Origin of the sequence: Kurthia huakuii LAM0618 (assembly GCF_000505545.1) — a bacterium.
Lineage (GTDB): Bacteria > Bacillota > Bacilli > Bacillales_A > Planococcaceae > Kurthia > Kurthia huakuii.
Genome location: NZ_AYTB01000008.1, coordinates 397,019 through 422,994 on the forward strand (window position 1 = coordinate 397,019; position 25,976 = coordinate 422,994).

Annotated in this window: 25 protein-coding genes; 10 read left to right on the forward strand and 15 right to left on the reverse strand. The window is 39.9% G+C overall.

Annotation, left to right across the window (positions count from 1 at the left end; translation table 11 throughout):
- Positions 1–13: 13 nt before the first annotated feature.
- The 4 genes from argC to V514_RS0106355 all read right to left on the reverse strand — a co-directional run bounded on the left by argC (position 14) and on the right by V514_RS0106355 (position 4,034).
- A complete protein-coding gene (gene argC / locus V514_RS0106340) occupies positions 14–1,042 on the reverse strand; it encodes an N-acetyl-gamma-glutamyl-phosphate reductase (protein WP_029499046.1) in 1,029 nt (342 codons plus the stop codon).
- A gap of 245 nt (positions 1,043–1,287) precedes the next feature.
- Complete coding sequence (locus V514_RS0106345) at positions 1,288–1,665, reverse strand: sporulation protein (protein WP_029499047.1); 378 nt, start codon at positions 1,663–1,665, stop codon at positions 1,288–1,290.
- Positions 1,666–1,774: 109 nt separating this feature from the next.
- Complete coding sequence (locus V514_RS0106350) at positions 1,775–3,010, reverse strand: AI-2E family transporter (protein ID WP_029499048.1); 1,236 nt, start codon at positions 3,008–3,010, stop codon at positions 1,775–1,777.
- A gap of 22 nt (positions 3,011–3,032) precedes the next feature.
- Complete coding sequence (locus tag V514_RS0106355; RefSeq protein ID WP_029499050.1) at positions 3,033–4,034, reverse strand: LCP family protein; 1,002 nt, start codon at positions 4,032–4,034, stop codon at positions 3,033–3,035.
- Between the two features lie 163 nt (positions 4,035–4,197).
- On the opposite strand from V514_RS0106355, the gene msrA reads away from it, so the two are divergent.
- The 5 genes from msrA to V514_RS0106380 all read left to right on the forward strand — a co-directional run bounded on the left by msrA (position 4,198) and on the right by V514_RS0106380 (position 10,479).
- A complete protein-coding gene (gene msrA / locus V514_RS0106360; RefSeq protein ID WP_029499051.1) occupies positions 4,198–4,728 on the forward strand; it encodes a peptide-methionine (S)-S-oxide reductase MsrA in 531 nt (176 codons plus the stop codon).
- Between the two features lie 194 nt (positions 4,729–4,922).
- Positions 4,923–5,690 (forward strand): SH3 domain-containing protein, encoded by a 768-nt coding sequence (locus V514_RS0106365; protein WP_029499052.1) that lies wholly within the window; start codon positions 4,923–4,925, stop codon positions 5,688–5,690.
- Positions 5,691–5,800: 110 nt separating this feature from the next.
- Positions 5,801–6,859, forward strand: coding sequence for a DHH family phosphoesterase (locus V514_RS0106370; protein WP_235073146.1), 1,059 nt, complete (start codon positions 5,801–5,803; stop codon positions 6,857–6,859).
- Between the two features lie 411 nt (positions 6,860–7,270).
- On the forward strand, positions 7,271–8,734 hold the full coding sequence (locus V514_RS0106375; protein ID WP_051392443.1) for a succinate CoA transferase: 1,464 nt from the start codon (positions 7,271–7,273) through the stop codon (positions 8,732–8,734).
- Positions 8,735–8,874: 140 nt separating this feature from the next.
- Positions 8,875–10,479 carry an ABC-F family ATP-binding cassette domain-containing protein gene (locus V514_RS0106380; RefSeq protein WP_029499055.1) on the forward strand — a complete coding sequence of 535 codons (1,605 nt, stop codon included), beginning with the start codon at positions 8,875–8,877 and terminating at the stop codon, positions 10,477–10,479.
- A 44-nt stretch (positions 10,480–10,523) separates the two neighbouring features.
- Here V514_RS0106380 and V514_RS0106385 read toward each other — a convergent pair whose 3' ends face one another.
- The 3 genes from V514_RS0106385 to V514_RS0106395 form a co-directional block, all read right to left on the reverse strand.
- Complete coding sequence (locus V514_RS0106385) at positions 10,524–12,182, reverse strand: ABC1 kinase family protein (protein WP_029499056.1); 1,659 nt, start codon at positions 12,180–12,182, stop codon at positions 10,524–10,526.
- A gap of 79 nt (positions 12,183–12,261) precedes the next feature.
- Positions 12,262–12,687 (reverse strand): hypothetical protein, encoded by a 426-nt coding sequence (locus V514_RS0106390; RefSeq protein WP_029499058.1) that lies wholly within the window; start codon positions 12,685–12,687, stop codon positions 12,262–12,264.
- Between the two features lie 116 nt (positions 12,688–12,803).
- The gene (locus tag V514_RS0106395; RefSeq protein ID WP_029499059.1) at positions 12,804–13,100 is read right to left on the reverse strand and encodes a hypothetical protein; all 297 of its coding nucleotides are present in this window, start codon (positions 13,098–13,100) and stop codon (positions 12,804–12,806) included.
- Between the two features lie 226 nt (positions 13,101–13,326).
- On the opposite strand from V514_RS0106395, the gene V514_RS0106400 reads away from it, so the two are divergent.
- Positions 13,327–14,058, forward strand: a complete 732-nt coding sequence (locus tag V514_RS0106400) for a GTP pyrophosphokinase (RefSeq protein ID WP_051392444.1) — start codon at positions 13,327–13,329, stop codon at positions 14,056–14,058.
- A gap of 87 nt (positions 14,059–14,145) precedes the next feature.
- On the opposite strand, the gene V514_RS0106405 is transcribed toward V514_RS0106400, so the two are convergent.
- A complete protein-coding gene (locus tag V514_RS0106405) occupies positions 14,146–14,340 on the reverse strand; it encodes a helix-hairpin-helix domain-containing protein (RefSeq protein WP_029499062.1) in 195 nt (64 codons plus the stop codon).
- A gap of 430 nt (positions 14,341–14,770) precedes the next feature.
- Here V514_RS0106405 and V514_RS0106410 point away from each other — a divergent pair, with 430 nt between their 5' ends.
- The gene (locus tag V514_RS0106410; RefSeq protein ID WP_029499064.1) at positions 14,771–15,007 is read left to right on the forward strand and encodes a hypothetical protein; all 237 of its coding nucleotides are present in this window, start codon (positions 14,771–14,773) and stop codon (positions 15,005–15,007) included.
- A gap of 62 nt (positions 15,008–15,069) precedes the next feature.
- On the opposite strand, the gene V514_RS0106415 is transcribed toward V514_RS0106410, so the two are convergent.
- The 7 genes from V514_RS0106415 to V514_RS19950 all read right to left on the reverse strand — a co-directional run bounded on the left by V514_RS0106415 (position 15,070) and on the right by V514_RS19950 (position 23,526).
- Positions 15,070–15,855 (reverse strand): hypothetical protein, encoded by a 786-nt coding sequence (locus V514_RS0106415; protein ID WP_029499065.1) that lies wholly within the window; start codon positions 15,853–15,855, stop codon positions 15,070–15,072.
- A 283-nt stretch (positions 15,856–16,138) separates the two neighbouring features.
- On the reverse strand, positions 16,139–17,842 hold the full coding sequence (locus tag V514_RS0106420; protein WP_029499067.1) for a hypothetical protein: 1,704 nt from the start codon (positions 17,840–17,842) through the stop codon (positions 16,139–16,141).
- A 260-nt stretch (positions 17,843–18,102) separates the two neighbouring features.
- Positions 18,103–19,827, reverse strand: a complete 1,725-nt coding sequence (cysI, locus tag V514_RS0106425; protein WP_029499068.1) for an assimilatory sulfite reductase (NADPH) hemoprotein subunit — start codon at positions 19,825–19,827, stop codon at positions 18,103–18,105.
- A 14-nt stretch (positions 19,828–19,841) separates the two neighbouring features.
- Positions 19,842–21,629, reverse strand: coding sequence for an assimilatory sulfite reductase (NADPH) flavoprotein subunit (locus V514_RS0106430; protein WP_029499069.1), 1,788 nt, complete (start codon positions 21,627–21,629; stop codon positions 19,842–19,844).
- Positions 21,598–22,389 carry a sirohydrochlorin chelatase gene (locus V514_RS0106435; protein ID WP_029499070.1) on the reverse strand — a complete coding sequence of 264 codons (792 nt, stop codon included), beginning with the start codon at positions 22,387–22,389 and terminating at the stop codon, positions 21,598–21,600. The genes V514_RS0106430 and V514_RS0106435 overlap by 32 nt, the downstream gene beginning before the upstream one ends.
- Positions 22,390–22,402: 13 nt before the next feature.
- A complete protein-coding gene (cobA, locus tag V514_RS0106440) occupies positions 22,403–23,167 on the reverse strand; it encodes a uroporphyrinogen-III C-methyltransferase (protein ID WP_029499071.1) in 765 nt (254 codons plus the stop codon).
- Between the two features lie 197 nt (positions 23,168–23,364).
- Positions 23,365–23,526, reverse strand: coding sequence for a YezD family protein (locus V514_RS19950; RefSeq protein ID WP_081715005.1), 162 nt, complete (start codon positions 23,524–23,526; stop codon positions 23,365–23,367).
- 180 nt (positions 23,527–23,706) lie between these two features.
- Between V514_RS19950 and V514_RS0106450 the strand changes: the two genes are divergently transcribed.
- The 3 genes from V514_RS0106450 to V514_RS0106460 all read left to right on the forward strand — a co-directional run bounded on the left by V514_RS0106450 (position 23,707) and on the right by V514_RS0106460 (position 25,967).
- Positions 23,707–24,330 (forward strand): NAD(P)-dependent oxidoreductase, encoded by a 624-nt coding sequence (locus V514_RS0106450; protein WP_029499072.1) that lies wholly within the window; start codon positions 23,707–23,709, stop codon positions 24,328–24,330.
- 64 nt (positions 24,331–24,394) lie between these two features.
- Positions 24,395–24,925: an isochorismatase family protein gene (locus V514_RS0106455; RefSeq protein ID WP_029499073.1), complete on the forward strand. Its 531-nt coding sequence runs from the start codon at positions 24,395–24,397 to the stop codon at positions 24,923–24,925.
- A 127-nt stretch (positions 24,926–25,052) separates the two neighbouring features.
- Positions 25,053–25,967: an alpha/beta hydrolase gene (locus V514_RS0106460; RefSeq protein ID WP_029499074.1), complete on the forward strand. Its 915-nt coding sequence runs from the start codon at positions 25,053–25,055 to the stop codon at positions 25,965–25,967.
- Positions 25,968–25,976: the final 9 nt, after the last annotated feature.

Genomic DNA, 25,976 nt, shown 5'->3' on the forward strand with positions numbered 1-25,976 from the left:
AGAACACTCCCCTTTAAATAAATACTGGTACTTGCGTTAAACCCTCTGTTTCATCGTAGCCGAATCGCGCATTCATATTTTGAATCGCTTGTCCTGCCGCCCCTTTTACTAAGTTATCAATAACCGATACGATTGTGACACGATTTGTACGTGCATCGACATTGACGTGAATATCACAGAAATTCGTACCGCGCACTTGGTTTGTGCTAACGCGCGTCGCATCTGCTAAAATACGCACAAATGGTTTATGTGCATAGTGCTTGTCATACGCTGCATATAAATCCGCTTCCGTTACACCGTCTTTTAGCGGCGCATAGCTCGTTGCGATAATACCGCGAATCATCGGTACTAAATGCGTTGAAAATGTAATCGGTTGACTTTCACCTGTATACATCGCAATCGCTTGTTCAATTTCTGGAATATGTTGATGTTTATTTACTTTATAAATAGATGTTGCTTCGGTATTTTCTGTGAAATGTGTGCCTTGCGATGGCTTATTACCTGAACCCGAAATACCGCTTTTCGCATCGATAATAAGCTGCGAACCGTCAATTAAGTTTTCTTTTAATAACGGTAATAACGATAATAATACCGCTGTTGGGTAGCAACCTGGATTGGCGATAATTTTTGCATCGTTCGTTTGTTGCCATTCTGCTAAACCATAAACGGCTTGATCCACAAATGATTGTGGTGCTGGCTTTTTGTTATACCACGTTTCATAATCTGCAATATTTTTCAAACGTAGGTCACCTGATAAATCAATGAATACGGTATGTTCGTTCGCTAAATCCGGCAGTAGTTGACCAGAGACGCCGGATGGAGTGCTTGTAAACACGACATCAAGTTCCGCAATGGCTTGTTTTGTAATGGCTTTTAGCGGAAAATCGTATAAGCCTTTTAAATGAGGATATTTATCTGAGAATAGCACTCCCTCATCTGATGATGTAAAGAGTGTAATTGATGTCACTTTTGAATGATTATGCAGTAAGCGAATCAACTCTAAACCACCATATCCTGTTGCTCCTATAATTCCGACTTTCATCCAATCACCTCTCGTTTTTGATATAAAAAGTATATAAATGAATAAATATAATGTCAAATGTATTATTATTTATTTTTAGAAAATTCAATACATGTTAACTTAGAAAACCGCGCCAGAATAGCGTTTTTATACCGCAAAAAAATTTTTTACGTGCAAAAAAATTTTTCGTATAATAAAAAAACAGCTTATTTTCCGTATAAAAATAAGCTGTTTTTGTATATTCAATGTATTATATGCATTTTTTATTAATTATTATACAAGAAGACATCTTCGGCGCGCATGATTTCTTCGCCAAACAATTGCAATGATGTACGCAACACAAGTTCACTCGTTGCAGCTTCTTCCATCCAGCGGTCATCTGGAACGATTTCAAACACGATCATTTCAGCATGTTTTGATTTCACATTGCCGACCATTTGAATATCATGTTTTAATAACGTCTTTTCATCTCCTGTTGTACGATGTTTACGCACGACCTCTAATTGAATAAAATCAACGATTGATTCGTCGTCACATCCTTCGATATATACCGTACCACTTAGATTTTCGCCAAACGCAATCTCTGGCTGGTCAACGATGGTCGTAATCTCCATATCATCTTTCACAATTTTCGTCTTATACATTGCTATTTCACTCCTGTGTTTTGTCTGTAGCTAGACGTTCTGTTCCCTTATTCTACCGCAAACAAACAAAAAGTGTTAGAGCTATTATTTGCCCTAACACTTTTTTTCATTAATTGTCGCGTAATTTCTCCATTTCTGCATCTAACTCATAATGTTTAGAAGCATCTGGTTGGTATTTATTGTAGCGGCGTTTGTATAAGTAAATAATATGCGAGACAAATACTTTAATAACTGCATATCCCGGAATCCCTAATACGACCCCTGCTACACCAAATAATTTCCCGCTGACAAGCAGCACGAAAATAATCGTAATCGGGTGAATGTGCAGCGATTTCCCCATGACTTGCGGTGAAATGAATTTCCCTTCAAGCAATTGTACAACCGTCCAAACAACACCTAGTTTAATAAGCATAAATGGCGATGTCACAATCGCAATAATAAGTGCTGGCGTAATCGCAATCATCGGCCCTAAATAAGGCACGACGCTTGTTACCATGGCTAAAATACCGAGCACGACCGCGTAATCCATACCGATGATCAGGAATCCAATCGTCATTAAGAGCCCAATACACATTGCTACGATAATTTGCCCTTGAATATAACCTGAAATTTGCGTATCCGCGCGTTTTAATAATAACGTTGTTTCTGGGCGCACTGTTTTCGGTAAAACTTTCACGAAAAATTCTGGCAGTTTTTCGCCATCTTTTAATAAATAGAATAAAATGAATGGCGTTGTAATAATGGCAACGACAAGACTTGTTAATGTCGAGACGAAACCGCCTACGCCTGACGCCAATGTCGAGCCAATATCACTCGACCATTCGGTAATTTTTTGTGTAAATTCATTCGTCGTTTTATCAACAACACTCGTTACATCCAAGCCGAAGCGGTCCATTGTTGATGTGACAAATGAACTTTTCATAAAGTCTTGAATATTTTGTACAAGCTGCATAATATACGCTGGGAATTCTCGTACTAAATCTAAAAATTGCTCTTTCACAAATGGGAATACTAACGTAATCGCAATCGTGATTAGCCCGATAACTGCTAAATAAATAATGATAATACCAACTACTTTAGGTGTTCCCCATTTAATCATTAAGCGCAAAATCGGCCGTAATAAATAAAATAAAATACCCGATAATACAATCGGTACAACGACCGTTTGGAACAGAATCGTTAATGGTTTAAAAATAAAATGAATTTGATCGTATACAGCAATAATAATCCCTGACATTAAGACGATAAGCAAACCGTACAATAAGTTACGACCACCTAAAAATTGAATAAACCGCGTTGCAAAGAAGCCTTTCCGTTGCGGTTCATGTGGATCTTTTTGTTCCATCAAATTCCCCCTATTGCAACATTTATTGGCCTATTGGTGTCGCTGGTACGCCACCTTCAGCTTCTTTCCTTAATGTTTCTGCACTTTCGCCATTTAAGAAACGTGAAATATAGTTTTTATTGGCATCTACATTAATGTCGAGTACTGAACCGGCTTGTGGGTAGCGGCCATATTGATATGTTCCTTTTAATGGAATCGTCATGCGGTCCATCGTAATACCGCCACCTTTTACGGCATTAAACATCAATCCGACTTGCTGGCTTGTCGTTAAGTCCGTTTGAACATATCCTTCTATCGCACCAATTAACTTTGGATAATTTTTAACGCTTGACGCCGACAACACTTCATCCTTTAATGCTTCAATAACTTGCTGTTGGCGTTCTACACGCCCAAAGTCGCCTTCTTCATCATAACGGAAACGTGCGAATCCTAGCAATTCTTTCCCGTTTAAGCGTTGCGTCCCTTTTTTCAAACTAACACCAATATTTTTCGACATATCATGCGGTACCGTTACCTCTACCCCGTTTGGCGCTGCAACATCCACTAATTGCTCAAAGTTTTTAAAGTCAATAATCGCATAATGGTTAACGGTAACACCAAACATACTATTAAGCGTTTGTTGTAATAGCGATACACCACCTAAATAATACGCGGTATTTAATTTATAGCCTACATCATACCCTGGGAAATGACCGTAAATATCACGCATAAACGACACGATGCGCACATCATTTGTTTCTTGATTAAGCGACATCAACATCATCGTATCCGAGCGCGATTGTTCTTCACCGCGCGTATCAATACCGATTAATAAAATATTTTCGATGTTATTAATCGATGGGTCTCCTTTAAATTCAATTTGTTGTTTCTTTTCATTTGATGCGAGATTATGCCCCGCTTTGTATTGGAAATAAAAATATCCACCTAACGCAAGCACGGTGACTAAAAGAAGCACGCCAAAAACGCGTCCTTTACGCAATTTGCGTTTTTTTCTTTTTGCTTGCTTTCTGCGTTGTTCTGCCATCAAGAAGCCTCCTTTATTTCTTATATGAACACTCAGAATTATCTTTACTAACGAAAGCAAGTATGTTTACAATGAAAACGTGCAAACGTCTTTCTACATATTAGTAGTGATTTATAGTAGAATCAAGCGTTATTAACAATTCCACTGAGAAGGAGGTTAAAAAATGAATGATTCAAATCGACATCTTGCCACATTTGCTGGTGGCTGCTTTTGGTGCATGGTCAAACCATTTGTTGAATGGGACGGCATTGAAGCTGTCATTTCTGGTTATATGGGTGGTACAGCCTCAACAGCTACCTATGAGCAAGTGAAAAAAGGTACGACAGGACATAAAGAGGTCGTCCAAATAACTTACGACGCCACGCTGTTTTCATACGAACAATTACTTGAATTATATTGGCAACAAGTCGACCCTACAGATGATGCAGGGCAATTCCAAGATCGTGGTGATAATTATCGCGCCATGATTTTTTATCATAATGAAGCGCAACGTCAAGCTGCTGAACAATCGAAACAAGCACTCGTTAACTCAAAACGCTTTACGCAAGTTGTCACACCAATTGTACCGGCACAAGCCTTTTATGCGGCCGAGGACTACCATCAAGATTTTTACAAAAAAAGTCCACAACACTACCATGACGACCGCGCACAATCCGGTCGCGATGACTTTATTGATGCCCACTGGAAAAAATAATTCGTTATTAGGACGTATCGCTTTATAGAAGGTTCTGTTATCGAGAATTGTTTCTATTGCTTGTGCTACATTTTAATACCGCGTAACGTTTTTTATATTATGCAAACTTTTTATCATCATTAAACGTTTAATCATTGCAAGAAAAGGTTATGAATAACTAGTAGAAAAACATGACCTACAAGGAGGCGTTTAAGATGAAAAAGAAAAAAATGACAAAAACATTCGGTGCCATCGCATTATCAATAGGGTTATTCTCAACGACCATCGCGGCAGGCACTGCAAATGCAGCAACTTATGACACAGCATCAATTAAGGATTTCCGTACCGTACATACGCAGGTTTCGGTTTATTCTAAACCATCGCAAACAGCCAAAAAAGTAGGCTCACTTCGCGCAACAGAAGCTGTTGTTATTGAGAAAGCTGTCGCAAATGGTTGGACAAAGGTCCGCTTCGGTTTTGACACAGCTTATGTGAAAACGAGCGCGTTGAAAAAAGTAACAGCAAACACTGGTACATCGTTCGCAAAAAATATTTCAAAAAAATATACGTATACGATGCCACAAAACAAAGGTTCTGAATTTAACACACACTATATTGCACAATTTAAACGTACAATGGCTTACAATGATTCATCGGTGAACTTCTGGTTCTATAACTCTGAGCCCGACGCACAAGGTGTTGCAGAATACGATACAGCAAAAGGGTTATATGTCGGCAATGTCGATACCGGCAAATTTGAGTTAGCTGTACCCTATCCTGTGAAAAAAGGCGCTTCATTTAAAGGCTTTGACAATAAAAAATCTGTTGTCGCTTCTACAACTGCAACGGTACACATGACTGGTAAAACATATAAAAATGTAGTTATCGTAAAAAATGATGGTCAACAATTTTACTACGCACCAAATACAGGGCTTATCCAATTACGCGAAAATGGCCAAGCACTTATAAAATTAGTAAAATAACGATATTTCTGAATGGAGAGGTTTGGTCGTAGCCAACCTCTTTTTTTGTTGCACGTGACGTTGCAATCGCACGCGCTATGGTATAATGAGCACTATGTTTGAAGAAAGGCGTGAACACGTTGAAATTAAAAAATTTACCAAAAAAACTTGGTCACTACAATAAGATTTACTTAATCTCGCATACGGACTTAGATGGTGTTGGTCCATCGATTGTCTTGCAAGCGTATGGCATTGCACATGAAGCTGATTTTGTCGAGACGCGTAAAGTAGATGAAGCTGTACTTGCCCGTTTAGCTGAACTTGAAGATAATGAACTATTAATCATTACCGATTTAAGCGTCAGCAAAGAAGTTGCTGAAGCCATTACGACCGTTAATAAAGAGCCAAATGCACGCTTCGTTTGTTTAATTGACCACCATGCTTCTGCGCTCTATTTAAATGACTATGCGTGGGCTTCTGAAATTCCGGTATTAGATGACATTAAAATGTCAGCAACAACACTTATTTTTAAATATTTAGATGAAGCCGGCTATGCAGTCAATCCACAACTTGCCGATGATGAAGCTGAAATCGTTGACTATAGCCCACAGCAAACGGCCGTATTTTTCGACCGCCTAGCGCGCTTCGTTGAAAATGTGCGCCTTTATGATACATGGGACTGGCACGCTTTAAAAATTCAACAAGCAGCCGACTTAAATACGATTTTCTATGCGCGCCGTCGCCATGAATTCATTAAAGATCGCTTTAACTACATTTTAACAGGCCAGCTGTTCACAGAAGCTGACGACACGTACTTAACGTTCTCAAAAGATGAATTGCGCAAAGTATTAAAGAAAAAGGAAAAACAACTTGTTATTGTGAAAGATTATTCACTACAAGGTCATGAGCACCCATTAAATATTGGTGTCGTCGAAACGGACTCATATGTTAGCGAACTTGGCAACCATTTAGCTGAAAAGTTTGACGGTGATATCGATTGCGTCTTTATCGTCAGCCTTGTGAAAAACCGCGTATCACTCCGTTCAATTGGAAAGGCCGTCAACCTATCTGAAATCGCGAAACATTATAATGGCGGCGGTCACCCGAACGCCTCTGGTTGTGACTTATCAGAACTCGGTATGGACTTTATCGTCGCCATTCAAAATGCGCCAAAAGCTATTAAAAAATAGCATTATTCCAAAAATAAGCATTATTCCATTTTTAACCTTCACATTTTAGACAAATTTTTACGTTTATAGAAAACCGCGTCATATCGCGGTTTTCTATTGTTTTTACGTGAAATGAAACCGTTTACTATTGTCAGAAAATAAAAAAATTATATGTTAGGGCTAGCGGAATGTGTCTATTTTGTGTAAAAATGTACATAGGTAATTGAATTAGGATTTAATTACACCAAACATGAATTCATCGGATGAATTAGCATATTAAGTCATCCACCGTGGCGTCCGTATTTTTATACATAATGAGGTCCACAGTAGTTTATTAATGACCATGTCATTAAATATCTTTTTTTAGGGGGAGTTATTGTGAAAGAACAAATCGCAAAACGCTTAGGCATTAAAGGGTTAGAAGAAAAAATTATGACTGCAAGCGAAGCTGCAGCACTTATCGAAGACGGTACTGTCGTAGGTATGTCTGGCTTCACACGTGCTGGTGACGCGAAAGTCGTACCAATGGCATTAGTAGAACGCGCTGAAAACGAACAAATTAAAATTGATGTATATACTGGTGCTTCATTAGGCCCAGAAGTTGATAACCACTTAGCTGCAGCTGGTGTTATTAACAAACGTGGTCCTTTCCAAGGCGACCGTGTAATGCGTAACTTAATTAACGCTGGTGAAATTACTTATGTCGATGCCCACCTTTCTCACAACGCTGAGTTAGTTCGTCAAGGTATCATCGGTCCAATTAAACATGCAATCATCGAAGCAGTAGCAATCACTGAAGATGGCTACTTAATCCCAACTACATCTGTTGGTAACTCACCAATCTTCGCTGACTACGCTGAGAACATCATCGTAGAATTAAACATTACACACCCAGAATCATTAATCGGTATCCACGATATTTATGTTCCAGGTGAACAAGGTAAACGTGAACCTTTCCCAATTACAAATGCTGACCAACGCATCGGTACGAAAGGTATCAAAATTGATCCTGCAAAAATCCAAGCAATCGTTATTTCTGAAGAGCCAGATGCTCCTTCATTAATCGTTCCTCCAGACGAAGAAACACAAAAAATGGCGGACCTATTATTAGAGTTCTTCCAATCTGAAATCGACGCTGGTCGTTTAACAAACGAATTAATGCCTCTTCAATCAGGCGTAGGTTCTGTAGCAAACGCTGTACTTGATGGCTTTGCAAACTCAGATTTCGAAAACTTAGTTGTTTCTTCAGAAGTACTTCAAGATGCTGTATTCAATTTAATCGATGCTGGTAAAGTACGCTTCGCTGCGGCAACTTCTATCACATTAACAGAAGAGTTACAAAAGAAAGTATACGGTAACTTAGAAGCATACGCTGACAAGATTTTACTACGTCCACAAGAAATCTCAAACCACCCAGAACTTATCCGTCGTTTGGGCTTAATTTCTATCAACACTGCGCTTGAGTTAGATATCTACGGTAACGTAAACTCTACGCACGTATCAGGTACAAAAATGATGAACGGTATCGGCGGTTCTGGCGACTTCGCTCGTAACGCGCGTCTTGGTATCTTCGTAACTAAATCATACGCTAAAGGCGGCGACGTTTCTTCAATCGTGCCAATGGTTTCTCACGTTGACCACACTGAACATGACGTTGATGTTATCGTTACAGAACAAGGTATCGCAGACTTACGTGGCTTAGCTCCAAAAGAACGCGTTCCATTAATTATTGAAAACTGTGCACACCCAGAATTCAAAGAACAATTATGGGATTACTACAACCGTGCAGTTGAAAAATTAGGTAACGTACAAACACCTCATATCTTAGAGGAAGCATTATCTTGGCACGTAAACCTAGCTGAGCACAAAACAATGAAAAAAGAAGTTGTAAAATAATTTTTTTACACGAGGAGCTGTCGAAAATCGACAGCTCCTTTTTTCATTGCTGTCCCCTACTATTTAAAGCGAAACGCTATCGTGAACAGGTTGTGCATGGTATAATGGAGTCATTGTGAAAAAGGGAGGAACATAACTACATGATTCAAGTAAGTAATGTAGGTCTTCGTTATGGCGATCGTAAGCTATTTGAAGATGTTAATATTAAATTTACACCAGGTAACTGTTACGGTTTAATCGGTGCTAACGGCGCTGGTAAATCAACATTCTTAAAAATTCTTTCTGGAGAAATCGAAGCTCAAGAAGGTAACGTTAGTATGAATCCAGGTGAACGTCTTACTGTTTTAAAACAAAACCACTTCGAATATGAAGAGTTTACCGTTTTAGAAACAGTGATGATGGGTCACAAACGATTATATGATGTTATGCAAGAAAAAAATGCGATCTACATGAAAGATCCATTCACTGATGAAGATGGTATCCGTGCTGCCGAACTTGAAGGCGAATTCGCTGACATGAACGGTTGGGAAGCAGAATCTGACGCTGCTATCTTATTACAAGGTTTAGGTATTTCTGATTCAATGCACTATATGACAATGGCTGAACTTACAGGTTCTGAAAAAGTCAAAGTTTTATTAGCACAAGCATTATTCGGTAAACCAGACGTTCTATTACTAGATGAACCGACCAACCACTTGGACTTAAAAGCAATCCAATGGTTAGAAGAATTCTTAATTAACTTTGAAAATACAGTTATCGTCGTATCGCATGACCGTCACTTCTTAAACAAAGTTTGTACGCATATCGCGGACCTTGATTATTCTAAAATTCAAATTTACGTTGGTAACTACGACTTCTGGTACGAATCTAGTCAATTAGCTCAACGTATGTTAAACGACCAAAACAAGAAAAAAGAAGAAAAAATTAAAGAGTTGCAAGCATTCGTTGCACGTTTCTCTGCCAATGCTTCTAAATCAAAACAAGCAACATCTCGTAAAAAGATGTTAGATAAAATCGAATTAGATGATATCCGTCCATCAAGCCGCAAATATCCATTTATTAACTTCTCAATGGAACGCGAAATTGGTAACGATGTATTATCAGTTGAAGGTTTAAGCAAAGCAATCGAGGGCGAACATCAATTTACAGATGCGCGCTTCTCAATCAATGCTGAAGATAAAGTCATTCTTCTTGGTAACCCAATTGCAAAAACAGCTTTATTAAAAATCATTGCAGGTGAAGATGAAGATTTCGAAGGTTCTTACAAATGGGGCGTAACGACTTCTCAAAGCTACTTCCCTCTTGATAACGAAGAATTCTTCCAAGGTTCTGAAAAAACATTAGTAGAATGGTTACGTCAATTCTCTCCAGAAGACGAAACAGAAACATTCCTACGTGGTTTCTTAGGCCGTATGTTATTCAGCGGTGAAGAAGTGAAGAAAAACCCAGCTGTTCTTTCAGGGGGCGAAAAAGTACGTTGTATGCTTTCGCGTATGATGCTTTCTCACTCAAACGTTTTATTATTAGATGAACCAACGAACCACCTTGACCTTGAATCAATTCAAGCGTTAAACGAAGGCTTAATCAGCTTCAAAGGTGCGATGATCTTTACATCTCATGACCATCAGTTCATCCAAACAATTGCCAATCGTGTCATTGAAATCCGTGAAGACGGTTCAATTTTAGATAAGCAATTAACATATGATGAATTTCTTGAATGGAAAGAAGCAAATAACTTAGATTAAGCAACACAAAAAGAGGCCGGGAGCATCCCGCGCCTCTTTTTTATTTACAGTTTTCCAGATTTATAAATCGCAAACAATAAATACACAAACATCAATGTCGCGACAACTGCACCAATTTCAATGACCGGCAAGCGCCATAACAATGTCGTTTGATTAGCAATGGCCGCACCAATAATTAGGCCGACCATTAAAATACTAAACGCTAGTAAAATGATGGCAAGCGACACTTGATTAATCATGCGGTCGAAGCGGCGCATCAGTTTTTCCTCATCGCCAATTTTCATCTCAACACCGACATGACCTCGCTCAAGCTTTTTCAAAATCCCCTTTACAGTGAAAGGCACTTCACGCAAATTTTCTAGCTGATCGAGCGCTTCATTAACAGCTTCATTTGCGAGTTTTTTTGGTTCAAAGCGCTGTTCGACAGAGCGCACCGCAAAAGGTTTCACGACATCAATTAGCTTAAATTGTGGATCTAAATCGTGAATGACCCCTTCAATTGTTAACAGTGCCTTTCCTAAAATCGTCATATCACTAGGCATCGCAATCTGATGGCGATTCGCAATGGCCATGACCTCATTTAATAGCGCACTAACATCTAATGTATCGAGCGTCACATCATAATGATCATCAATAAAATCTTGCAAATCTTGTGTGAATTTAGCGCGGTTGGTCTCCTCTTGAATTAATTGCATCCGCTCAAAAACACCGACCATACGGCGCGCATTTTTTCGTTGTGCATAATAAAGTAGTGCTGAAAACTCGTATTTCATATCTTCTGTTAAGCGACCAATCATGCCAAAGTCCAGCAGTGCAACGACATTGTTCGGCAGTACATAAATATTACCTGGATGTGGGTCACCGTGAAAATAACCATAATCAAAAATTTGTGTCAACATTGCGTTCGCAAGCCGTTCAGCAATCATTGACAAATTAGTATGTTGCGCCTGTAGTTCTTCAACATGACTTACTTTGACCCCGCGCACCATTTCCATCGTTAATACTTTGCTCGTTGACTGCGGCCAAAAAATCGCCGGAATATGAATCGTCTCATCACCGATAAATTGACGGGCGATTCGTTCGCCATTGCGCCCCTCAACGCGGTAATCTAACTCTTGTCGTAATGACACCGCAAATTCATCAATCATTTGCTCGATACCAATCGCCTTTGCGCGCGCAATTTTCGCTTCCATTAACTGCGCGACATATTGCAAAATTTCTAAATCTAACATCATCGTTTGCTCAATATTCGGCCGTTGTACTTTGACAGCTACTTCTTCACCGCTCAAAAGATGTGCCATATGTACTTGCCCAATCGATGCGGCAGCGAGTGGTACTTCCTGAAAGCTTTCAAACAATTCCTCTAGTGAACCATCGAGCTGTTGTTCCACAATCTCGCGAATATCCGCAAACGGCACCGGCGCCACATCATTTTGTAACTTGGCCAATTCATCTAAGACGTCTTGCGGAAACATATCGCGGCGCGTACTTAAAATCTGCCCTAATTTTACAAACGTTGGGCCGAGTTCTTGAAATGCTTCGCGTAGCTTGATGCCTTGGTCGCGCTCTGATGTACGCATCGCTTGCTGCTTCTCTTTCTCAACTAAGCCAAGCGCAAACAGCTTATGCGAAAAGCCTTTTTTCATAAAGACATGGATTAACTGTTGAAAGCGTTTCGTTTGTTGCAATCTTTTTTTATACATGCGCGTCACCCCCTACTCTAGTGTAATTTTTTAGCACAAAAAAAGCGAGCACCAGCAGTAAGTGGTTGCTCACCTTTTATTATGCACGGTAATTGAAGCGGTAGAAGCTTTGACTACGCGTCGCTAATTCACATGTACAGTGATATGGATACGTCACTGCTAAAATATGTGCTTCGTCCACCGGAGCACCATCGTTTAAGGCATGTAATTTACGTTCCATTTCAGCAAATGAACGCTTTACTGATACACCGCAATGCTTGCAATAAATCTCGATTTCATAGACACCTTGACTCTCATAAAAATCCGTATCTAAATAAACATTTGAAAATTCACCATTGCTTGACACTTTTACGAGCGGATGATTGAAAAATGATTTAATTTTATTCGTTGCACCTTTTGCTACGTCCTTCACCTTACTTTTAACTTCTAAGCGCTTCGTTAATTTATCATCTGGTAATTTAATAAATGTTACTTTTGAATCGAAGCTAATTTTAATTTCTGACATATCGCCACTCCTAATCATCCTTAGTAATCTCATTATATGGAAAAGTCCGGCGCGATACAATGCTCGGTGCAAAATAAAAAGAAGTCGCGGCGCAGCACAACTCCTTTCACGAGCGATTATGCACGGTTGCGGCGTCGCCCTGTAAACATATCGACCAAATAAGCTAATGCGATAAATGCGTGGACAAACCAGCTAACAATCGGAATCCATGTTAGGATTGTTGCCAAAATCGCTAAAATCGGCACTACCTTTGAATCGCCTGTCGCAAAGCGGAACGCTAAAATAACACAGTGAATAATAAGTGCTGTACCAATTGTTGCAAAACCCGTTCCCCATGTCACAATATCACTTAACAATGGAATAGCAAAAAAGAGCTCATAGAAAAACCCGACAAGTGTTGGTAATAAAAACATTCTGTTCATCCTTTCTCATTTCGTTAGTTATTCTACGGATGACGTGCAAAAAAGTTTCATGCAACGTCTACGTTATTTTAAAACGCCGGCAATAGATTCCACTATACGCTCCTATACTAGCCGACGCTTACTCTAGAGCATTAATATGTCTATCATGTGTCAATTCGCGCTAAATTTTGTATACTACTAGTAGAACGTGCAAGGAGGATGTTGCAACATGGTTCACATGCAAACAGAACAACACGAACAAATGCGTCAATTCCGCATCGAAATGACGCGCTTTATGATGGCTTATAAATTTGCACTAGACGAAATGGCGACGAAAGTGCGTATTTTAAAAGAAGAATTTCAAATTTTACATGAATACAACCCAATTGAACATGTCAACACACGCTTAAAATCACCGGAAAGTATTTTGAAAAAAATTTCGAAACGCAATTTGCCATACACGTTAGACGCGATTAAAGAAAATTTAATGGACATTGCCGGCATTCGTATTATTTGTTCATTCGTCTCCGATATTTACCGCTTAAAAGAAATGTTTGAACGTCAAAGCGATTTAGAAGTCGTTGAAGTGAAGGATTATATTGCCGAACCAAAATCCAATGGTTATCAGAGCTTGCATATGATTTTAAAAGTACCGGTCTTTTTATCCGATCGCGAAGAACATGTTTGTGTGGAATTACAAATTCGAACGATTGCAATGGACTTTTGGGCATCACTTGAACATAAAATTTATTACAAATATAATAAGCAAATCCCAGAGCGTTTAACCGATGAATTAAAAGAAGCGGCCATTGCTGCAACGCAATTGGATTATAAAATGGAAAACTTAAACCAAGAAATCAATATTTTAAAACAGCAAGACGCCATAAACGATGAACCGATTTCTAGCGACGTTGAAGCATTAAAAATTTTATCGACATTAAAACAAATCGGTCTTTATGAAAAACCTTAAAAAAAGACAGCATCGCGCAAGTGCGTAATGCTGTCTTTTTCATTTCGTTCTTCTCTATGTAATGCCCCTTGTGGAGCGAACTAAATGCTATGCTTCCTCTAAAAAACGATAGCCTTTATCATCCATCGCCTTTTGCAACGTTGTAAATGCTTTTGGTCCGATTCCATGCAAACGTTGTAATTTCGTTGCTGAAATCGCCTGTAAGTCTTCCAACTTATACAGTTCTGCCGTATGTAACGCACGAATGGCTGGGCGCGCAACACCTTCTGGCCAATGATTCATTGTACTAATATCCTCCTTTAAAATTAGGCATATGCCTTCAATCCCTGTTCAATTCTACAAAAACGCGCATATGAAATTAACGACCTACAATGGTTGTATGCCGTAAATACATATCCTTTTTTGTGCGTTGATTCGAGAAATGAATTAGTAGATAAACCATCTATTGGGGATTTAATGGCAATTCTGTATTATCAGGAGCCATTAAATAATTGATGTGTAATATAACAAAATACATCTTACAAGTTCACTATTTTAGCACATTTTTTCTCTTTTACGAACATTGAATCGCATTTTTTTTGAAAAAATAGTGCTTTTTTTAGAAAATGTCAAGAGGTGTTCATAATTTTAGTTTTTTTTGGTAGCTACTGTGTTTTCATAGCCTTTTCACAACAATCTTTTGTATACTTAGAACGAATTGGAGGCGAACCACATGAACGTTTTTTGGTATGTGAACGTCATTGCAATGCTCGCTTATGTTTTCCTATTTTATTATAAATGGAAAAAACCTGCAGCCTTGTCACATAACCTATTGTATTTAGTATTAATTGTCGCGATCGTTACGTATTTTATGGCAGAAGGTCCGTATCCGATTTCGCGCGCAGTCGCATTCTTTATATTGCTTATCCTTGATTTAACGTTGTTATTACAACAAAAAGCAAAAAAGTGACGGCAAATCTGCTACAAAAAAGCCTGAACCGCATAATGTGGTTCAGGCTTTTTAACGTGGCGTTACACAAGCGCTTTCTTTGAACGAATGCTCGTAAAATAATTCGTTAATTCATCGCTATAATGTGCCGCGTCGACATACGGTATAAATAATTCGCTCGCACGACGTTTTGTATCTTTTGTGGCATTCGACGTGGCAATACATAACGCATCGCGGCATTCAAAGTACGCGCGACCTGTCGCAAATGTTTCAACTTCTGTCATCGTTAAAGTTTGCGTTAAACCACCAATCATAAAGGCAAACCGCCCTTCATTGGAATTTGCGATTAAGTGGACACCATAGTTTGGTTCTAGGCGCGGCTTTTCAACGTCCGCAAAGCCAATTTGTTCTAAATAAAAAGTCAATGCTTCAAGTGCTTGCTCTTGTGTACAATTTTCTAATGAAGCGCGCATAATCATAAGCGGTACAGCAGAATTCGTTTCTGGTTGTGGTCGTACATGGCCAGCTACATCGTCGCGCTTTTCTCTTGCACGTATAAAATATTTTAACAATACTCGAACGGCATCTATAAATAAATAGACCCCTACCACGATAAACAAACCTAAAAGAGCAATTGTCCATAGTGTGGTCCATGCATAATTCATCGATACGATTATTTTTTGCTCATAATTTTTTCCTGGCATAAAAAAAGCAAAGAGTATCGGACAAATCGCTGCATAGACCATTAGGCCAAATGATAATGCTAATTGAAGCCAAACGGCACGTAATGGTGACGAACGATGCGCGAGTTTGGCATCTTCCGTTAACGTTGTCGATTCGTGGTGATGTATTGATTGTTGTTTTTTCATCAAGTTCACCCTTTACTCACTCATACCATCAAGTATACAAGACAAAAAAACAGGTCTCATGAGATAAATAACTTAATTTTCTAGTTTTTTTACTAGTGACAATCACATATATTTTTTTAGAAAACTTATTTTCTTTAAAACTTTTCTACTATATTTTTATACAAGTGATTTTATGGCGCTATTTTTGAAAAAAAGTGTACAAATTTACGCACATATATCTATTTATTCGTTCTTACGACCTGAGCAACTTGACGCATAATATTATTTTCATAAAAAAAGCCAATTAAATATTTGGCTTTTCTACATCGAGTTGTAAACGCTCAACCACCAATGGTAGCAGCTCTACTGTTGTTTTAGTTAATACATAGTCATTTACAATCGTTTCTGGCAATCTTTGTGCCTCTTCAATAACTTGTTGATAATCTAGTGTTAGTGCGGCCATATTGACAATTCCAGCTTGCAAGCGCAATTGTTGTTTAGCATCTAAATAATGTTGCATCATCGGTACAACAGTTGGTAAAAAGTCATTTAAATACGTTTGCGCTTCGCATAGACCATCAAAACGTTTTAGGCGATGAATCGCTTTAAAGCGTTTTGTAGGACCTGTTGGTATGGTGTTGTCAATTGCTTTTACGCGGCGATCGACATCCGCTAGCTCATCATTGACCGCTTGTTGAAGCAGTGGTGCAATCGTTGGCAAAGCTTCCTTGACCGCTTCTTCATAGCGCTTCGTACGCTTATAAGCATCTAGCAATTGTTCACGAATTATCGGCAGTTCATCACCGATACGCTGCAGGCGCTCCTTATGTTCTTTCGTAAATAAATTCAGCATGAGCTTACTGCGTGATTTACGCTCTAATGTTTCTAACTCTACGTTGACATCATAATAGTGTTGCTGCGCGCGGCGATACACATGAAGCGACTCTAAATAGTCATTGCTAGTTGCCACAAACGCAACTAACTCTGTTTGTTTAATAAAGCTATGTTGCTTAATAAACTGCGCGACTTGATACAATGTTTGCGCTTTCTCATAATGCACAACAAGGCGATTAGCATATTGTTTTAATGCTTCAAATTCTTCGTTATCATGTGATGGTCGATGCTCTAATTGTGCAATTTCATGTTCTAGCTGTTGGCGCGCCTCCAAATACGGGTCTCGCTGTAATAAATTAGAAATTTCCATATGGAAACGTTCTAGCCATTGTAATAAACGATCCGCTAACTTCGCGATATGCGCTTTGTTGTAGCGTTCGTGCGCTATTAATGCCGCCTGTATCGCCACCGTGTCCGCCTCTATAAGTGTAGCGCGAAATGGGCTATCATCAGCGATTGCGAGTGCATGTTTACTAATCGCTAGTGGCGCAAAGCCCATTTTTGACAAACGTTTTAACAAGCGCTTTTCAGAAGCCGTTAATACGTCATCTTCTAGCAGCCAATAAATATCATCAGCGCGACGTAAAATACCCGGCTGAATAAAAATCTCATGTTGCTTTGAAATCGCTGGTACATCAATGAGCGAAACATTTTGCAGCAACGCTTCATTCAAAAAGATATCGACATAATCTAATCCTTCTTGTAATAAATGTGCCCCTTCACTTTCCATTGATGTAAAGAACGTTAAATGATCCAATTCAAAGGATGCCACTTGCCCATCTAAAAAATGCGCATCAAGACGTTCTTGTCCACCGTAACGAATAATCGATGTACTCATCGTATCCCGTTCAAATAATAATGGCATCAATGAGCGATTCAATTGCGCGTTAATAAACGCCGCTTGCCATTCGCTATCCCGACTTAACACAAGTACCTTTTTTGGTTGCGTTGTATCATCAATAATAATGTTTAAAATTTGTGCGCTACGCTTTACATAGGTTGTTGTTCGTATTAACTTATGCAACTGCTTTAAATGCTGAATTACATCATCAAAAAATTGGCGTTGTTGCTCATAAGTTGGCATGCTGTCCCCATTTTTTTGTTCAATCGTCATGTGCTTCTCTCCATCCGTGCAAGTCTTGAATTCGTCTGTATTTATCGTATAAGCTACAGTACTCGCTCTCTACATTGTTTATCGGCATGATACGACTTGCTTAACGCTAAATAATTCATTTAGAATCTATATACCCAAAAAAATATTTTTACACACCGCACAATACCTTTATAACCAATTAAAATAGTTATACGTTATTACCTATTTATTGTAAAAAAAACAGGAACCGCGCTCAAGCGCAATTCCTGTTCTGTCACACATCAAACGTGTGCTGGTGTATTCGCATGGAAATTCGTACCGTCTGTCGTTGCTGTCACAACACCAATACGCACGACAAAGTCGCCAAAATGTTCGCCTTCTTCACGCTCTGTTGCATAACGATTAATTAACGTCGTTAACTCCGCTAAAATACGTTGTTCATCGATATTTTCTAAATACATTTTGCTTAAACGGTCACCGATAAATGACGCTCCTAAATACATATTATAGCGACCTGGCCCTTTACCGATAAAGCCAATTTCAGCCATCGCCGCACGCGAGCAACCATTTGGGCAGCCCGACATCCGAATAACGATTTCCTCTTCGTGTAAGCCTGCTTCATCAATGATGGCATCAATTTTTGTAATTAAGCCCGGCAAGTAACGCTCCGCTTCGGCCATCGCTAATCCACATGTAGGTAAGGATACACAGGCGATGGAGTTACGGCGAATAGCCGAATAATGTTTGCCATCTGTTAAGTTATATTGTTCGATTAATTTTTGAATGACGCGTTTTTTCTGTGGTGTGACGTTCGCAATCATTAAGTTTTGGTTCGCCGTCATACGGAATTCGCCAGTATGTACTTTCGCAATTTCGCGAATACCGGTCATCAGTGGATAGCCATCAACATCTTTAATACGGCCATTTTCAATAAATAATGTGAAATGCCAGTTGCCATCTGTCCCTTTTACCCAACCGTAATCGTCACCACGGCTCTTAAATATCGCTTCACGCGTCGGCTCAACATTGTAGCCTAAACGACGATCTAGCTCCTCTTTAAACCACTCAATGCCAACGCGGTCAATCGTATATTTAAAGCGTGCATTTTTACGATTTGTACGGTTGCCGTAATCACGTTGAATTGTTAAGATTTTCTCACATGCATCGACGATTTTTTCTTTTGCTACGTAGCCAATTGTACGCGCAAGCTGTGGATACGTGTCCGGCTCGCCGTGCGTCATCCCCATACCGCCACCAACCGCGATATTAAAGCCTTGTAATTCGCCGCCTTCAACAATCGCAATCAAACCGATATCTTGTGAATATACATCGACATCATTGCTTGGTGGTACTGCTAAACCGATTTTAAATTTACGTGGTAAGTAATGTTCCCCATAAATTGGCTCGATATCCGGTGTGCCGGCTACTTTTTCGCCATCTAACCAAATTTCGTGATAAGCTTGCGTACGTGGTAATAGATGCTCACTAATTTGCGCCGCATAATCATAAATTTCTGCGTGTGTCGCTGATTGATGTGGATTAACACCATTCATGACGTTACGGTTTACATCACCGCATGCTGCCAGTGAATCTAGTAACACTGAATCCATTTTTTGCATAAATGTTTTCACATTCCATTTCACAATGCCATGAATTTGGAACGCTTGGCGCGTTGTTACTTTCAGCGTACCATTACCGATTGTATTGGCCGCTTCGTCCATCATTAACCATTGCTCTGGTGTTGCTGTACCTCCCGGTGTACGTACGCGCACCATAAATTGATACGATGGCTCTAATTTTTTCTTTTGACGCGTTAAGCGTTCATCGCGGTTATCTTGCATATAACTACCGTGGAACTTAATTAATTGTGTATCCATCTCTGGGATTTTCCCTGATAACGGCTCTTTGAATGATTGTTCAATTGTTCCACGTAGGAAATTACTTTCATCTTTAAAAATTTCATTTGCACTCGGTTTGCCTTGCGGTGCTTCTACTTTCTTTGACATGATAAAGCCCCCTCTTAATAAACGTCGCGTTGGTAGCGTTTTTGTTGTTGGTATTGTGCTAGTGTATCGATTGCTTCCTCACGAGACTTGTTCCCTTGTTGCTCGATAATTTGTAGCAACGCTTCATGGACATCTTTCGCCATCGCTTTTTCATCACCACAAACGTAAATAACCGCACCTTGTTGTAGCCATTCATACACTTCGCTCGCTTGTTCTTGTAAGCGATGCTGCACGTAAATTTTTTGCTGTTGGTCACGAGAGAATGCGACATCCATTTTCGTTAAAGCGCCCTCTTGTAAATAATTTAACCACTCAACTTGGTATAAAAAGTCATAGACAAAGTATTGCTCTCCAAAGAACAACCAGGATTTCCCGCCAGCGCCCGTTTCAGCACGATCCTCGACGAATGAACGGAACGGAGCTACTCCTGTTCCAGCACCAATCATAATAATTGGTGTGTTGGCATCTTGTGGTAATTTAAAGTTTGGATTTTCTTTTACGAATACAGAAACCGTATCGCCAATTTCTAAACGCTCGGCAAGTTGACCACTCGCTACGCCTGTACGCGTACGGTCATATGCTTCATAGGCTACTTTTCCAATTGTTAAATGCACTTCATCAGGATTTGCTGTATAGCTAGAGGCGATGCTATATAAACGGTGCGGAATCGCACGTAACTGCTCGACAAATTGCTGCGGCGTCCATGCAAACGGACCATATGCTGTCACGAAATCAAGTAAATCACGGCCATAACTATAAGCTTGGAAATCGCCATCTAAAATCGTTGCCACATCGGCTGTTGTAAACGCCGCTAGCTTTTGAACAAGCGGTTTTGACACAACGGTAATTTCGAGTGTATTTGTTAAGGCATCCGCTAATGTCACTGTCGCATCTTGCACCGTTACTTCCGTTGCCGCCTCAAAGCCTAACGCATCAATCAATTGCGTCACAAGTGCTGGATCATTTTGCGGAATAATTCCTAAACTATCGCCCGGCTCAAACGTAATTCCTGAATCTTCCAATGATAATTCAACATGATACGTTTCTTTATTCGAGCCATCCATATTCAAATTGATTTTTTCTAAAATTTCCGCGTTAAACGGCTTCTTTTTAGTGTAAGTAGCGGCTTGTGTTGGCGTTGCTGCGACTGATGCTATTTGTGATGATTGACCTGCTTGTTTTAACAGTTCTTGTTGTACAGCAGTAAACCATGCCGCTGCATCGTCATCATAATCAACATCACAATCTGTACGTGGTACGAGTGCCGTCGCTCCTAGTTCACGCAACCGTTCGTCAAAATCGGCACCTGTTTTACAGAAAAACTCATACGAGCTATCGCCAAGCGCTAATACCGCATAGTTCACGCCATCTAACTTTGGTGCGCGTTTACTATGGAGGAAATCATAAAAGCCAATCGCATTATCAGGCGCTTCCCCTTCACCATGCGTACTCGCAATAATTAAAATATTTTCAAGCTTCTTTAAGTCTTTTGGTTTGAAATCATTCATTGATGCAACGCTTACTGCTACTTGGTTTTGCGCTAATTCTTGCGCAAAGCTTTCGGCTAATTTTTGACTATTGCCTGTTTGTGACGCATATAATAACGTCGCCGTAATCGTTTGTGGCGCCGCGATTTGTTGTACCCCTTCTAATACGGCTGTTGCTTGTGCTACGGCCGCTTGCGGGGCACTTAAATAACCATTTAACCAAATTTTTTGCGTATCTGTTAACTTTGGGAGTAACTCATTTAAGAGCTTCACCTGTTGCTCGCTAAATGGACTGTTTTCGACTTGTAAAACCATGAATAATCACCTCATTATTAATGTTGGCAGCGTTCGCCACCGCTTCATTTGTGCGCTCAACAAGTACGTCTAATACGTTGTTGCCATATCCTAAACTGTCACAAATAATTAACTGCTGTTCGACGGTTGCTTCTGTGAGCGTCTTGTCAATATGGTTGCGCAATAACCCTTGGAATAATAAATAGGGTATGATAAAAACTTTTTTTGCTCGGTTGTGTTGTAAATTTGCGACATAGTCTTCAAACTTTGGGCCATTGCCATATAAAAAAGCAATGTTGACATTGCGTATGCCGAAAAATAATTTCAAGCGCGTCGCAATTTCAGTAAAATCTCGTAATACAGCTGCATCGCTACTGCCACGTCCAATTAACAACACTTCTGAATCTTCTGTTAATTTAACGTCTGTTTGTTGAATGCGCTCATAAAGTTGTGCAATCAGTCGGCGATCAATTCCAAACGGCTTGCCATATGAAAAACGTACGTGTGGGAAACGCGCTTGTAACGGCGCAATGGCCTGTGGTATATCTTGTTTTGCATGATTGGCCGTTAATAGTAAAATCGGTACAATCACAATCGATGTAGCGCCTTGTGCAACACATGCCGCTACCCCTTGCTCAATTGTTGGCTCGGCAAGCTCTAAAAAGCACATCTCTTGAATCGGCAGACGCACGCGTTTTTTCGCACGCTCAACGAATGCCTTCGCTTCCCTAATTCCTGCTGCTACCCTCGTTCCATGTGCTACATATAATACTGCTTGCATGCCTTTTCCTCCTTTACGTTAAAACACGTTGTACACTTGGCTGTTCGTTAAACCAAGCGAGTTGTTCACGCAAACGTACAACCTCTCCAACGATAATCATGCTTGGATTTTCAATCGCTTGTTCTTCGACGATGCGCTCAATTGTGGCGAGTGTGCCGGTTACAGTGCGCTGCTTATCATACGTCCCCCAATGGACTAGTGCGACTGGAGTTTGTGGATTTTTGCCGAAACGTAAGAGTTGCGCTACGATATATGGTAAATTTTTTACGCCCATATAAACAGCTAGCGTGTCGATGTGAACTAATGATTCCCATTTTACATCGTCATCTTTCCCAGCTTGACGATGTCCGGTCACAATTGCAAAACTTGCGCTTAAATCGCGGTGTGTTACTGGGATACCCGCATATGCTGGTGCGGCAATCCCTGATGTGACACCCGGTACAATCTCAAATGGAATTTGTTCGCTTGCTAGTACTGCCGCCTCTTCAGCGCCGCGTCCAAACACAAAAGGGTCGCCGCCTTTTAAACGGGTTACGACTTTTCCTTCTTTTGCGTAGCGGACGAGCGACTCATTAATATGTTCTTGAATCATCGCATGACGGTTTGGTAGTTTGCCACAAAACACAAGCTCTGCAGTTGATTTTGCATAAGTTAATAATTCTTCGTTTAATAATCGGTCATATAAAATGACATCTGCTTCTTTAATTGCACGTAACCCTTTCAACGTAATTAGCTCTACATCCCCGGGACCCGCACCAACAATATAAACTTTTGTCATAGCGATTGCTCCTTTTCTATGCTGCGATATGTAAATGAACAAAAAAAGCCCTCATTTTTCCCATGTTCAATGATTTGTCATTTCTTCATAAGTAAAATAAGCGCCTCTAGTTGTCTAGTCAGCTGTTCGATTTTTAAATTCCTAGTAAACATGTAAAGATAATAAAATAAACTTTAAACAAAGTCAATAGCTAGGATTTATTTTTGCGCTTTACGTTGCTGTTGAAACCGTTGTTTTTCTACGCGGTTAATTTGCACAATGACCCCATCTTGAATCGTAATCTGTACTTCACCAAATCGAATTCCTTCGATTGCTTTTGCGATGACTTCTAAACGCTCTTCATGTGTTGTTTGCGTCATGTGTCTGCCCCCTCCAATCCTTAGTAAACGAATAGGTTTTAACAAGAATTGACTCAATTTTATGCTGACAGACAATAATTGTCAATGCATTTTTGCGAATTAACAGAAACTTTGTCACAAGACAGAGTAGTTTACAATTTTGTCAATTCCTACGATAATAGAGATGGAGGTGCTTACATAATGGATAAATTAGTAATTTTCGGCGCAACAGGCGGTGTAGGACAACACGCTGTACGCCAAGCATTATCAGAGGAATACGATGTCGTAGCATTCGTACGTTCTCGTGAAAAATTAACAATCGACGATGAACATTTAACAATCATTGAAGGGGACGCATTTGATAGAGAGGCAGTAGCGAATGCCATTGAAGGTGCGGATATGGTCGTATCAACACTTGGTACACCAAAAGACAGCGATATCGACAACCCGATTTCTGTCATGGTACAACATATTGTTGAAGGTATGCTCAAACATGGTGTCAAACGCATCGTCTATACAGCGAGTGCTGGTGTTGATGGTGAAATTCAAGGCGAACGTGGTCAACAAGTCATGAACTATTTAAAACCGTATTTAATCGATCATAAAAAATCGATTGACGCCATTCAAGCAGCTGGCTTAACATATACAATCATTCGTCCAATGGGTTTAACAAATGACGAGCCAAAACGTCGCTATGCCCTATCGTATGATGATGTGCCAGAAGCGGCACAATCAATTAGCCGCGATGATGTCGCAAATGCCGTCATTATGGCGATTCCAAATGCGAACTTTATGGGTCAATCCATTGCGGTATTCAATATCTAATACATGAAACAAATCTCCCTTGCATGGTATAGTGAAGCTATACTTATGCGAAGGAGGTTTTTTTATGGCAACAGCTTGCGTTATTATTGACGTCCAACAAAAAATTTTATCGGTAATGAATGACCCTACACAGACAGAAACACGACTCGTACAATTAATTGATGGGCTACGTGCACTAGACATTCCGATGATTTTATTAGAACAATATCCACAAGGTTTAGGTCCAACAGCAGAAAAGGTGCAAGTCGCATTACCTGGTGTCACAGCCATTGCAAAAACGACGTTTAGCGCGTATCAACATGACACGTTTGTTGAAGCGTTGCAAGCAATCGATGATTTAGACCGTATTATTGTCTGTGGTATTGAAGCACATATTTGCGTCTATCAAACAGCACGCGATTTATTAGAAGCTGGTTATATCGTTGAAGTCGTAGCCGATGCTGTTGATTCGCGTACAGCCGATAATAAACAAATTGGCATTGACCGTATGGCACAAGAAGGCGCACTTATTACGAGCGTCGAAATGGTTCTCTTTGAGTTGCTTGGTCATGCGAAACATCCTCACTTTAAAACAATTAGTAACTTAATTAAATAACTGTGAAAAAGCTTGGCACAATGCTGAGCTTTTTTACTTTTTTTAATTTTAATACCAAGTTTACTTGTAGGAATAATAAAATATGTGCTATACTGACGCTACAATCATTCGGAGAGGGGTTTTTCACATGACATTACATCAAGGTTCTATTGGTTATATCGAAGCGCATAAAGGGATTCAATATTACGAGCAAACACCGGAAGAAGCACGACGCGAACGGGCACTGGCACGAAAATTCCCGGTCAATATTGCAGGGATCCAATCCATTGAGGATCGAAAAATTGCTGTACGTGACGGTCAAATTAATGTGCGCATCTATACGCCAGATGGCGATGGACCATTTCCTGTCATTGTGTATTACCACGGTGGTGGCTGGGTATTTGGGAGCCCTGAATATGCCGATGGTGGCTGCCGCTATTTAACGGTCGCGGCACACGCAGTTGTCGTAAGTGTCGATTATCGCCTTGCGCCAGAATATCGATTCCCAACGCCTGTCAACGACGCCTATGATGCACTCGTGTGGGTAGATAATCATGCCGACGACTTACACATTGATCGTCAAAATATTACGGTTAGCGGCGATAGTGCTGGCGGCAATTTAGCTGCAGTTGTAAGTGCGTTAAGTGCAGACTACGATGGCCCAACAATTAAACAACAAGCGCTTATTTACCCGGTGCTTGATATGGATTTTAATCGTTCAAGCTATAAAACATTTGGTGAAAACCTCGGTCTTGATAAAGACGGTATGATTTGGTTTACTGAACAATATGTTGATGCAGCAAATCAAAAAAATCCACTTGTCGCTCCACTGCAAGCAAAAAGTTTTGCGCAGTTACCACGCACCCTACTTATTGCGGCACAATACGATGTACTCGTAGACGAAGGCATTCGCTATATCAATACATTGCAGCAAGCAGGTGTTCAAGCGGAGCGCATTGAACTCGAAGGCTTAATTCATAGCTATTTTAGTAAAATTGAATTTTTTGATACTGAAACAAAAGCGACTGCCGAACTAATCGCAAATTTTTTAACGCCTTGCTAGTAAATCCTC